Below are 11,769 nucleotides of genomic sequence, written 5' to 3'. Positions count from 1 at the left end.
AAACGAAAAAGGCCCGCATGGTTGCGGGCCTTTTTTGTATCGAGATCGGAATGCTTCAGCCATTGGCCGTGGTGCGCTGCGCCAGCTGGGGGAAGCGCGCCAGGATGGCACGTCGCATGGAAGGCAGATCGAGACCGGCCATGCTCAGTACTTCCTCGCGGCTGCCGTGTTCGAGGAACTTGTCCGGCAGACCCAAATGAAGAATCGGCATGGCGATGTCGTGCGCAGCCAGGCATTCGGCCACCCCGGAACCGGCGCCGCCGGCCACGGCGTTGTCCTCGAACGTCACGAAGGCATCGTGTGTGCGAGCCATCTCCAGGATCATGTCCTCATCGAGCGGCTTCACGAAGCGCATGTTGACCAGCGTGGCGTCCAGCTCGGCGGCCAGTTCGGCGGCGGGCGCCAGCATGGCGCCGAACGAGAGCAGTGCCAGTCCGTGGCCGCGCCGTCGCAGTTCGGCCTTGCCGAGGGGCAGGGTTTCCAGGTCCTCGTGGATCGCCACGCCCGGACCGGTGCCACGCGGATAGCGCACCGCGGCGGGGCCTTCGTGCTTGAAGCCGGTACTGAGCATGGCGCGGCATTCGTTCTCGTCGGCCGGCGCCATGACCACCATGTTCGGCAGGCAGCGCAGGTAGCTGAGATCGAAGCTGCCCGAATGCGTGTCGCCGTCGGGGCCGACCACGCCGCCGCGATCGACGGCGAACAGCACGTCGAGATTCTGCAGCGCCACATCGTGGATAGCCTGATCGTAGGCGCGCTGCAGGAAGGTGGAGTAGATCGCCACCACCGGCTTGGCGTCCTCGCAGGCCATGCCGGCGGCGAGCGTCACGGCATGTTGCTCGGCAATGGCAACGTCGAAATAGCGCTGCGGATATTCACGCGAGAAACGCACCAGGCCGGAGCCCTCGCGCATGGCGGGGGTGATGCCGTACAGGCGCTCGTCTGCGGCTGCCATGTCGCACAGCCAGTCGCCGAAGACCTGGGTGTAGGTGATCTTGCCGGGTGCCTTCTTGATGACGCCCGCCTGCGGGTCGAACGGACCGACCGCGTGGTAGTCGATCTGCGCGTTCTCGGCCGGCGCGTAGCCCTTGCCCTTGGTGGTGATGACGTGCAGCAGCTGCGGGCCGGGCAGGTCCTTGACCGTCTTCATGGCCGCGACCAGCGCGTCCATGTCGTGGCCGTCGATGGGGCCGGTGTAGTGGAAGCCCAGTTCCTCGAACAGCGTCGAGGGCATGAACATGCCCTTGGCGTGCTCTTCCCAGCGTTTGAAGAAGCGCCCCATGAACGACTGCCGCGGGATCGCGCGCTTGGCGCGTTCGCGCCAGCTGTTGAGCGTGCGGTTGGCGAGCAGGCGGGCCAGGGTCTTGGTCAGCGCGCCGACGTTCTCGCTGATCGACATGCCGTTGTCGTTGAGCACGACCAGCATTTCGGGTTCGACGTCGCCGCCGTGGTTCATGGCTTCGAAGGCCATGCCGGCCGTCATCGCACCGTCGCCGATCACGGCCACGACCTTGCGCATGTCGCCGCGGCGCTGGTTGGCGATGGCCATGCCCAGCGCGGCCGAGATCGAGGTCGAGGAATGGCCGACGCCGAAGGTGTCGTACTCGCTCTCCTCGCGGCGCGGGAAAGGCGCCAGGCCGTCCTTCTTCTTGATCGTGGTGATGCGGTCGCGGCGGCCGGTGAGGATCTTGTGCGGATAGCACTGGTGGCCGACATCCCAGACCAGCCGGTCGTGCGGCGTCTCGAACAGCCAGTGTAGCGCCACGGTCAGTTCGACCACGCCCAGGCCCGCGCCGAAATGGCCGCCGGAGCTGGCGACCGATTCGATCAGGTAGGCACGCAGTTCGTCGGCGACATCCTGAAGCTGCGTCTGCGAAAGCTGGCGCAGGTCGGACGGATGTTCGATGCGTGCCAGTAGGGGGTAGCGTGTGGCGTCGATCATTGCCGTATTTTCGCACCATCGGTGCGTTCTGTCCTGTACTGCGCGCAATCGCCGCGCTCGACAGCATCATGGCCCCGGTTCCGGGCCCGGATGGGGCGCTGCGCGGGCCTTTTCCGGGCGCGAGCGAGCGCTTCAGCTCGGTCGGCGCTTGCGCGGCAGGTGGTTGACCAGGAACTGCATCTGGTCGGCCAGGATGTTGCGGTTGGACAGGATCAGGTGCTCGACCCAACTGGGCCGGTAGGGCACGGCCAGCAGCGGCATGTGCGCCTGCTGCGGCGTCCGGTTGCCCTTGCGCAGATTGCAGTGGGTGCAGGAGCTGACCACGTTCTCCCAGATGTCCTGGCCGCCGCGCGAAACCGGCATGACGTGGTCCCGGGTCAGGGCGCTGCGGGCGAAATGCTCGCCGCAGTACAGGCACAGGTACTTGTCGCGGGCGAACAGCGCGTTGTTGGTCAGTGCCGGCGAGGGGGCGATGCCACTGGCTCTGCAATGGCCGGTGCTGGCGACGATCGGGTGCAGCAGCAGGGTGGTCTGGGCACCGGTCAGTCGATTGGTGCCGCCGTGCACGGTCAGGCAGGGATCGCCGAGCGTCCAGGCCACGGCCTCTCGAACGTAGAGGCAAACCGCGTCCTGCCAGCTGATCCAGTCGAGGATTCGACCGCCGGCGTCAAGGGCCAGCACTCGCGTGGAGTGCAGGTCGTGCATGTTCGAATCTTCCGTCAGCATCTGCGTATCGATCCCTCGTGGTGGGGCGAGATAAGCGTTCCTGCCGGTGGGGCGGGCCTTTCGCGCGACCCCGATTCCTGCTTTGTTCCGAGCATAGCGGAAAAAATAGGGTTTTTAACCCTCTGGGCAGGCTGCGCACGATTTCAGCCTAGCCGGCGAATGTGGCGATGGTCTTACTGCCCGGCCAGTGCGCTGGTATGATCAGAGATTGACCAAAAGCCGTCGTCGCGTTCTCGAGGACCCCGGAGGGGCGGTCCGGCACGACGGGCAACGAGGAATGACCAAGTGAGCGAAGTTCTTTTCTACGAGCGCCCGGTGCCGCTCAACCGCGATTCCCACAAGAATCTGCGAATCAAGCCCATTCCCAGCGCTGCCTTCGCGGCCAAGGCGCACTCGGTGCCCTTGTCCTGCGTCGAGTTCCCGCATGCGGCGCATCACTATCCGATCCTGTTTGCCGGCGACAGCCTGGACGATCTGAATCCGATCGTCCTGCTCGGCCTGCGTCAGGAAGAGAACCTGATGGTTGATGAGAACGGGTTCTGGGCATCCGACACCTACGTGCCCGCGTTCGTCCGCCGCTATCCGTTCGTGCTGGCCGAGAAGCCGCCGGAAGAAGGCAAGGACGGCGACGACTTTGCCGTGTTCCTGGACGAGGCCTATCCCGGATTCGGTACCGAGGAAGGGCAGCGCCTGTTCAACGAGGACGGCACGGACACCGATACCCTGAAGCAGGCGGTCGCGTTCCTGGGTGAGTTCCAGCAGCACATTCGCCGCACGCGCGAGCTGATGAAGCGTCTGCACGATCTGGAGCTGTTCACCAGCCGTACGATCGAGATCAAGATGCCGGGCAAGAACGTCGTTCTGAACGGTCTCTACGTGGTGGACGAGCAGAAGCTGCAGGGCCTCGACGCCGAGACGCTGCACGGCCTGATGCAGGACGGCTCGCTGACCTGGATCTTCGCGCACCTGTTCTCGCTCTCGAACCTGGATCGACTGGTGCAGCGCATGCACGCGCGCTTCACGCCGGAAGAGCGGGCCGAGTTCGAAGCCAAGATGAGGGAAGAGGCGGAGAACCAGGCCAAGGCCGGCAACGACGCCTGATCCCCGCTGCGCGGATCGACGAAAAACGCCCACCCGGCTGGATGGGCGTTTTTTTTTGCTTCATCGAAGCGCGTGAGCGTCTCTATCGAAGCGGCTGCGCCATGCGCACCAGGTCGACGTCGAAGCCCGCGGCCTCGTACATGCGTCGTGCGCGCTCGTTGCCCGGGAACACGGCCAGCGTGATCATGTGGCAGTGGTGCTCCTCGGCCCACTCGCGGCTGTGATCGAGCAGGGCCTTGCCGATGCCGCGTCCTTCCTGTTTCGGCGACACGGCCAGATCGGAAATGTGGCAGTTGGTGCGGCCATTGAAGAAGTCCTGCGTCTTCTGCAGATGCACGAAGCCCAGCCGCATGCCGCTGTCGCGATCCTCGGCGACGAACATGAAACTGTTGGCCGGCGAATCTTCCAGGTGCTCGGACAGGTCCTTGCGGATGCCTTCGATGCATTCGTTGCGTCGTCGCCAGGCGGGCAGCGGAAAATCGACGAAACGCGGCACCAGTCCGATGATGAAGTCATCGTCGTCGGGGCTGGCCAGACGGATCAGGAAGGGCGAATCGCTCATGACAGCTCGCTGACTACGGCGCCCGAGGCGCGGGTGTGCAGTTCTACACCTTCGCGGCGATGCCGGAAAGTGCGAATCGTGCATCGCGCGACGTTCTGCCCGGTTCGTCGTGCCTCAGCGCACGGCGGGCATGCCGTCGATGCCGGACTGGATCGCGGCCCGATGCGCATGCGTGCGCGGCAGAATGCGGCTGAAGTAGAAGCGCGCGGTGTCGCGTTTGCCGGCCTGCGCTTCGGCATCCAGACTGGACTCGGGCAGGGCGGCCACGGTTCGCGCCCACATCCAGGCCAGCACGATGTAGCCGGAGTAGAACAGGTAGTCCACGGCCGCCGCGCCGATTTCGTCGGGATTGCCCTGGGCACGCTGGCCGATTTCCTGGGTCAGTTCGCCCCAGGTCTTGGCATGCACGGCCAGCGGTCCGACGAACTCGCCCAGCGTCTCGTCCTCGGCGTGCTGCTGGCAGAACGCCGCGATGTCGCCGAGCACATGCTTGAGTCCCGCGCCCTGCAGCTGCATGACCTTGCGGCCGAGCAGGTCCAGCGCCTGGATGCCGGTGGTGCCTTCGTACAGCGTGGTGATGCGTGCGTCGCGGGCAAACTGCTCGATGCCGTGCTCGGCGATGTAGCCATGGCCGCCGTAGGTCTGCAGCGCATGGTAGGTGCATTCGACGGCTGCCTCGGTCAGCAGCGCTTTGCAGATGGGGATGAGGAAGCCGAGTACCTCGCCGGCGCGGGCGCGTTCGGCGGCGTCCTCACTGCGTTCCTCGATGTCGCTCTGCAGCGCCGCGTACAGTGCCAGCGCGCGCCCGCCTTCGGCGAAGGCGCGCTGGGTCAGCAGCATGCGGCGCACATCGGGATGCACGATGATCGGATCGGCGGCCTTGTCCGGTTCCGCCGCGCCCGACAGCGCGCGCATCTGCAGGCGTTCGCGGCAATAGGCGAAGCTGTTCTGCATCGCGCGCTCGATCAGCGAAAGTCCCTGGATGCCCACGGCCAGGCGGGCGGCGTTCATCATGGTGAACATGGCCATCAGGCCCTTGTGCGGCTGGCCGATCAGGTAGCCCTCGGCGCCGTCGAAGTTCATCACGCAGGTGGCCGATCCCTTCAGGCCCATCTTGTGCTCGATGGCGCCGCAGGCGACGGCGTTGCGCTCGCCCATGGCGCCGTCGCGGGCGACCTTGAACTTGGGCACGATGAACATGGAGATGCCGCGGCTGCCGGCTGGTGCGTCGGGCAGGCGTGCCAGCACCAGGTGGACGATGTTCTCAGTGAAATCATGCTCGCCCGCGGTGATGAAGATCTTGGTGCCGGTGAGGCGGTAGGCACCGTTCTCGCCCGGTTCCGCACGCGTCTTGAGCAGGCCGAGATCGGAGCCGGCCTGCGGTTCTGTCAGGCACATGGTGCCGGTCCAGCGACCTTCGACGATCGGTTTCAGGAAGACCTCGCGCTGCCAGTCCTCGCCATGCGCCAGCAGCGCGTCGGTGGCGCCCTGCGACAGCAGTGGGTACGTACCCCAGGCCAGGTTGGCCGAGTCGATCATCTCCTTGACCAGTGCGCCGATGCTGTGCGGCAAGCCCTGGCCACCGAAAGCCTCTGGCGCGGTCAATCCGGCCCAGCCGCCGTCGACGTACTGCGCGTAGGCCTCGCGGAAGCCCTCCGGCGTGCGCACCGAGGCGGTGTCGCGGTCGAAGTGGCAGCCCTCGGCATCGCCTTTCTGGTTCAGTGGTGCGAGAACCTGTTCGTTGAAGCGCGCGGCTTCGTTCAGGACGGCGTCGATGAGCTCGCGACCCAGCGCTTCGCCGCCGGGCAGACGCGCCAGCGTGGCGTCGCCGCCGAGCAGGTCGTAGAAGGCGAAACGCATGTCATCGAGCGGGGCGGCGTATAGCGTCATGTCGGATCCTGTGGGTGCGGTGTGGGCTCAGCGCCAGGTGTCGGCGATGCCGGGAACGGGCGATAACCAGGTGTCCTGGCTCTGCACCTTGAAGGTGCGGGCCTTCTTGCTCTGCTCGGGTTGGCCGGTCGCGCTGCCGCTGAGCTGATAGCGAACCGAGTTTCCGGATGCGGCGAGGAGCTTGGCGGCGGCGGAGGAGGGCATGATGCGGACTTCGGCGACATCGACCGAGAGCGCGGGGATGTCCAGATCGATGGGTTGGTCGATGCGGCCTGCAGCGACGCCGTGGAGTTTCATGTCCAGGTGCACAGCGCTGAATTTCACGCCGTCGTAGCTGTTGTTCTGGATGCGCAGTTGCATCTGCCATTGGCCGTCGGCCGTCACGTGCAACTGCTGGATGCTGACCAGCGGCGGGAACACGCTCTTGCGCGTCGGGCCGCAGGCGCTCAGCGCGACCAACGATGCGATCAGGAGTACCACGCTCAGAACGCGTTTCATGCCTGCCTCCAAACGAATGTTCGAATTTCGATTCTAACGCCCGGAAGCGTAGATGCCACCCGTTGCGACACGATGTCCTTGCAATCGTTGGTGCGCGCGGCATGATGCTTCTTTTCCTCGCGAAGAACCGCTCATGCCACGACGCATTGCCGCCCGCCGTTCGCCGATCCACGGCAACGGCGTGTTCGCCCTCGCTCCGATCGCCAAGGGCGAAACCGTGATCCGCTACAAAGGGCGTCTCATCACGCACGCGCAGGCCGATCGCCTGTACGGCGACGGCGCCGATACCGGGCACACCTTTCTGTTCACGCTCAACGACAAGTACATCGTCGATGCCAACGTGGACGGCAACAACGCGCGCTGGATCAACCACAGCTGCGATCCCAACTGCGAGGCGCTGATCGAGGAGGCCGACGACGGCAACCCGAAGCACGACAAGGTGCTGATCGAGGCCAAGCGCGACATTGAGCCGGGCGAAGAGCTGACCTACAACTACGGCATCGTGCTCGAGGTGCCGCACACGGCGAAGATGAAGAAGCTGTGGGCGTGCCGCTGCGGTTCGCCGAACTGTACCGGGACACTGCTGCAGCCCAAGCGCTGACGTGCTTTCCTTGAATCGGAGGTCTCGCGCACCCATTTCGGGGGTATGAGCCGAGCCTTCGTCAAAGAATCCGATTCGCCGGCTGGCAGCGAATTGCCGGAGCGGCCGATCAGTTCTCATCCCAATTACGTCACGCCTTCCGGGCTGGCGAAATTGCGCGCGCTTCTGGAAGACGCCCAGGCGCGCAAGCATGTGTTGAGTGCGGCGGAGGACGATATCGAGGCCAGGGCCGAACTGCAGGCCGTGAAGCGCGACCTGCGCTGGCTGGAGGCGCGGGTCGGCAGTGCGCGCGTGGTGGATCCTGCCGGGCAGCCGCGTGACCGCGTGGCCTTCGGCGCCACCGTGGAGGTGGCTGACGACGAAGGCGAGCATACCTATCGCATCGTCGGCGAGGACGAGGCGGATGCCGAGGAGGGACTGGTCAGCTATGTGTCCCCGTTGGCCAAGGCGCTGCTGGGTGCGAAGGTGGGTGACGAGGTGGTCTGGAAGCGGCCGGCCGGGGATCGGGTCATCGAAGTGCTCGGTATCGATTACACATCTTGACCGGCGCGTCCGGCGGGCATCGCCGAACGTAGAGAAAGCACGGGCGAATGCGACGCATCCGCCCGTTTTTCGTGTTCAGTCGCTCTGCGTGGCGCTGAGATTCTGCAGGTTGCGCGTGATGTCCTGCTCCAGGTAGTTGATCCAGCCGTTGTAGTTGCGGTGGATGTAGCGCGTGCTTCCGCGCTGGCTGTACTCGAGATTGGTGCTGCGCAGGTAGGTGATGTTCACCGCCTGGGTGTTGTAGGTGATGCGGATCGTCGCCGTGTGGTCGCGCAGGTGCAGCGTGGACAGGATGGTGCCGTCCTCGATCTTGTCGAGGGTCCACTTGCGGCCTTCCAGCGCCGACACGATCGACTTCTTGACCTGCGCCTGGCTGATGCCGGCCGGCACGCTGATGGCCGGGGCCGGCTTCAGCACGGCCTTGGTGCAGGCGGACACGGCGAGCAGGGCGACGCATGCCAGCGTCGCCAGAGCGAAACGTTTCATCATGAAATCCCCTTCCGTTCTAGTTGGTGTCTGAGCACGCGCTACGTGCGCGCATGCGGATCATATCGGGACTGATCGCACGATGCGATGCGCGGGGGCGGGGCGGGGGCAGGGAGCGACGAAAGCCGCCACGGCGCGCGCGGCATTCGCTGCCTGCGCACGCCGTGGCGTTGTGTTGGTGTTGCGCCAAACGCGGTGTCAGACGGCTTCCGCGTGCGGCCGCCAGGCATCGCACAGATGTTTCTGCACGCCGCCGGGTACGGCCTCGTAGTGGCTCATCTCCATGGCGTAGCGTCCCTGGCCGCCGGTCATCGATTTCAGTTCGGTCTGGTAGTCGGTCAGTTCGGCCAGCGGCACCTGGGCCTTGATGACCAGTTCGCCGCCTCGCAGGGTATCCGTGCCGAGGATGCGTGCGCGCCGCGAGGCCAGGCTGCCGGTGACGTCGCCGACGCTGGCCTCGGGAATCGACACTTCCAGATTGACGATCGGTTCCAGCACCAGCGGCCCGGCCTTGGCGACGGCGTCGAGGAAGGCTTTGCGGCCGGCGGTGACGAAGGCGATCTCCTTGGAGTCGACCGGATGATGCTTGCCGTCATGGACGATCACGCGCACGTCCTGCATGGGGTAGCCGGCCACTGCGCCGCTCTCCATGGCCTGCAGCACGCCTTTCTCGATGGCCGGCAGGAACGAGCCGGGAATGGTGCCGCCCTTGACCTGGTCGACGAATTCGAAGCCCGCGCCGCGCGGAAGCGGTTCGACGCGCAAGAAGACTTCGCCGAACTGGCCGGCGCCGCCGGTCTGCTTCTTGTGCCGATGATGGCCTTCGGCGCTGCTGCGGATGGTCTCGCGGTAGGCAATGCGCGGCGGGTGCGTCTTCACGTCGACACCGTAGCGCTGTTTCATGCGCTCCAGTGCAACCTTCAGATGCAGATCGCCGAGGCCGCGCAGCACGGTCTCGTTGAGTTCCTTGTGGTGTTCGACCTGCAGACAGGGGTCTTCTTCGCACAGACGGTGCAATGCCTGCGAGAGTTTCTGCTCCTGTCCCTTGCGCGCCGGTTCCAGCGCCAGCGCGAACATCGGCTGCGGCAGGTCCAGCGGCGCCAGGTGGATGTGCTGGTCGGCCTGGGCGTCGTGCAGCACGGCATCGAAATGGATGTCGTCGATCTTGGCCACCGCGGCGATCTCGCCCGGGCCGGCTTCGTCGATCTCGACGTGTTCCTTGCCCTGCAGGCGGAACAGATGGCCGACCTTGAACGGCTTGCGGCCGTCGTCCACGAACAACTGCGAATCCTTGCGCACCGTACCCTGGTGCACGCGGAACACGCTGAGCTTGCCGACGAACGGATCGTTGATGATCTTGAACACGTCGGCCAGCACGTGACGGTCGGGATCGGCCACGGTCAGCACCGGCTCGCTGCCGGCATCCTGCTCGCGCATGAAGGGAGGCGGGTTGCCTTCGGCCGGGCTGGGCAGCAGGCGCGTAGTGAGATCGAGCAGTTCCTCGACCCCGACGCCGGTGCGCGCGGAGACGAAGCAGATCGGCACCAGGTGCGCTTCGCGCAGGCATTGTTCGAAGGCATCGTGCAGCTCTTCGCGGCTGAGGTCGCCTTCGCCGGCGTCCAGGTAGTGCTCCATCACGCTCTCGTTGATTTCCACGACCTGATCGAGCATCTGTCGGTGCGCATCGGCCAGCGAGGAGAAGTCGGTTTCGCCGGTATCGTGGAAGAAGCAGTCCAGCACTTTTGTCCCGTTCTCCGCGGGCAGATTGACCGGCAGGCATTCGGGGCCGAACTGCTCGCGCAGCTCGTCGACCAGTGTGGCCAGCGTCGCGCCGTTCACCCGGTCGATGCCGTTGATGACCAGCAGCCGCGCCAGTTTGCGCTGGCCGGCGTACTGCATGAGTCGACGCGTGCCGTGTTCGATGCCGGCCGTGGCGTCGACGACCACGGCCATGGTCTCGACGGCATTCATGGCCGACAGGGTGGGGCCGCGGAAATCGGCGTAGCCGGGAGTGTCGATCAGCTGGATGCGGCAGTCGTCGCGGTCCAGGCTGGCCAGCGACGTGTCGATGGAGTGTTGGTGTTCGCGTTCCAGCGGATCATGATCGGAGACGGTGTCGCCGCGCTCGATCGTGCCTGCCGAGGGAATCGCCGCGCCGGCATGCAGCAGGGCTTCAAATAGGGTGGTCTTGCCGGCGCCGGCGTGGCCGGATAGAGCGAGGTTGCGGATGCTTGCTTGACGTTGGGACATGACCTGCCTCCCTTCGAGGGTGAGCGGGATGTCCTGACGAGGTCCTGTGCGGGTACCGTGCCCGGATCGCATGCGAATCGCGAGCGCCCGGGTGGGGGCGGACGGACCATGTGTCGAGAGGGCGAATGAGGTAGTTGTGGCTCGGGTACGCGCGCCGCGCCGCCTTTGGACGGCCCGGACGATATCCGGTTGCCTTGCGCCACGATCGGTTCGCTGTGGGCCTTCTGGACATCATGACACCTGCACTGGGACACATCAGGTATCCCTGGAGGCCGTCATGGTCGTCCGCTCGGGAACGCTGGCCGCCGGGAGCGCGGTGCGCTGGGCGGGCGGTCATGGCGGGGAGGTCAAGCCTTGTCCTTTTGTCGGCGCAGGTCAAGTGATCATCGCAACGCACGAGTCCGCGGCACGTTGACAGGCCCGATTTCGCGATTAAGAAGCAATTCAATGCCGATGCGGAGAATGCGAATCGCACAACCGATAAAGGAGTCGTGCCATGAAACGCCTCGTTACCACCCTGACGCTCGTTACCGCCATCGCCGCCAGCACCTCCGCGCTGGCCAATCCGCCCTGGGCGCGTCACGGCTACGGCCACGAGTCGTACATCGACTATGCGCGGGTGACCTCCGTGCGCCCGCTCTATCGCCACGCCTATCGTCCGCAACGAGTCTGCCGCGATGTGCCGGTGGGCCGCGAGGTTTATCGCGACAACGGTCATCAGGCCGCGGGCACGCTGCTCGGCGCCGTGATCGGTGGCGTGCTGGGCAACACCGTGGGCAAGGGCGACGGGCGCAAGGCCGCGACGGTGGTCGGCGCAGTCGTGGGTGGGGCGATTGGCAACCGCGCTTCCGCAGGCGGTCGCGACGAAGTGCGCACCGCCTATGCCCGGCGCTGTCACACCCGTTCGGTCTATGCGGGCGATCGCGTGGTCGCGTACAACGTGACCTATCGCTATCGCGGCGACATCTATCGCACGCGCATGGATCACGATCCGGGTCGTCGTCTGCGTGTGCGCGTGGACGATCGTGTGCGTCCCGCGGAGTAAATGCCGGGAGCGGGAACTCGACTGGGTTGCCGCACTCCAAAGGCATTGTGGCGCGAAGGTGGCCGGGCAGCTCGGCCACCTTCGCTGCTGTTCAGCGGTCATCCCGTCCACTTTCGCGGACAGAC

General features: G+C 65.6%; 11 protein-coding genes. 4 read left to right on the top strand and 7 right to left on the bottom strand.

The genetic code is table 11. The features are described from left to right. Positions 1-55: 55 nt before the first annotated feature. Entirely contained in the window at positions 56-1,942 is a 1,887-nt protein-coding gene (gene dxs, locus BTJ49_RS01885) for a 1-deoxy-D-xylulose-5-phosphate synthase (protein ID WP_113063654.1), read from the bottom strand. Between the two features lie 132 nt (positions 1,943-2,074). Continuing rightward, positions 2,075-2,647 (bottom strand): HNH endonuclease, encoded by a 573-nt coding sequence (locus BTJ49_RS01880; RefSeq protein ID WP_240151735.1) that lies wholly within the window; start codon positions 2,645-2,647, stop codon positions 2,075-2,077. Between the two features lie 306 nt (positions 2,648-2,953). On the opposite strand from BTJ49_RS01880, the gene BTJ49_RS01875 reads away from it, so the two are divergent. Continuing rightward, positions 2,954-3,769: a SapC family protein gene (locus BTJ49_RS01875; protein WP_113063652.1), complete on the top strand. Its 816-nt coding sequence runs from the start codon at positions 2,954-2,956 to the stop codon at positions 3,767-3,769. 82 nt (positions 3,770-3,851) lie between these two features. Here the strand turns inward: BTJ49_RS01875 and BTJ49_RS01870 are convergent, their stop codons facing one another. From BTJ49_RS01870 to BTJ49_RS01860, 3 genes are all read right to left on the bottom strand, one after another. Next, positions 3,852-4,331 (bottom strand): GNAT family N-acetyltransferase, encoded by a 480-nt coding sequence (locus BTJ49_RS01870; protein WP_113063651.1) that lies wholly within the window; start codon positions 4,329-4,331, stop codon positions 3,852-3,854. A gap of 114 nt (positions 4,332-4,445) precedes the next feature. Beyond that, positions 4,446-6,221, bottom strand: coding sequence for an acyl-CoA dehydrogenase C-terminal domain-containing protein (locus BTJ49_RS01865; protein WP_113063650.1), 1,776 nt, complete (start codon positions 6,219-6,221; stop codon positions 4,446-4,448). Positions 6,222-6,248: 27 nt separating this feature from the next. After that, positions 6,249-6,719, bottom strand: coding sequence for a hypothetical protein (locus tag BTJ49_RS01860; RefSeq protein WP_113063649.1), 471 nt, complete (start codon positions 6,717-6,719; stop codon positions 6,249-6,251). A gap of 133 nt (positions 6,720-6,852) precedes the next feature. Between BTJ49_RS01860 and BTJ49_RS01855 the strand changes: the two genes are divergently transcribed. Both BTJ49_RS01855 and BTJ49_RS01850 read left to right on the top strand, forming a co-directional pair. Continuing rightward, on the top strand, positions 6,853-7,320 hold the full coding sequence (locus BTJ49_RS01855) for an SET domain-containing protein-lysine N-methyltransferase (protein ID WP_113063648.1): 468 nt from the start codon (positions 6,853-6,855) through the stop codon (positions 7,318-7,320). Positions 7,321-7,365: 45 nt separating this feature from the next. Continuing rightward, positions 7,366-7,863, top strand: a complete 498-nt coding sequence (locus BTJ49_RS01850; RefSeq protein ID WP_113063647.1) for a GreA/GreB family elongation factor — start codon at positions 7,366-7,368, stop codon at positions 7,861-7,863. 75 nt (positions 7,864-7,938) lie between these two features. Here BTJ49_RS01850 and BTJ49_RS01845 read toward each other — a convergent pair whose 3' ends face one another. Both BTJ49_RS01845 and fusA read right to left on the bottom strand, forming a co-directional pair. Next, positions 7,939-8,352: a hypothetical protein gene (locus BTJ49_RS01845; RefSeq protein ID WP_113063646.1), complete on the bottom strand. Its 414-nt coding sequence runs from the start codon at positions 8,350-8,352 to the stop codon at positions 7,939-7,941. A gap of 195 nt (positions 8,353-8,547) precedes the next feature. Next, positions 8,548-10,599, bottom strand: coding sequence for an elongation factor G (gene fusA / locus BTJ49_RS01840; protein WP_113063645.1), 2,052 nt, complete (start codon positions 10,597-10,599; stop codon positions 8,548-8,550). Between the two features lie 496 nt (positions 10,600-11,095). On the opposite strand from fusA, the gene BTJ49_RS01835 reads away from it, so the two are divergent. Beyond that, positions 11,096-11,644, top strand: a complete 549-nt coding sequence (locus tag BTJ49_RS01835; RefSeq protein WP_113063644.1) for a glycine zipper 2TM domain-containing protein — start codon at positions 11,096-11,098, stop codon at positions 11,642-11,644. Positions 11,645-11,769: the final 125 nt, after the last annotated feature.

This window comes from Oleiagrimonas sp. MCCC 1A03011 (genome assembly GCF_003267965.1).
GTDB lineage: Bacteria > Pseudomonadota > Gammaproteobacteria > Xanthomonadales > Rhodanobacteraceae > Oleiagrimonas > Oleiagrimonas citrea.
This window is presented reverse-complemented; position numbering and strand designations above follow the sequence as displayed.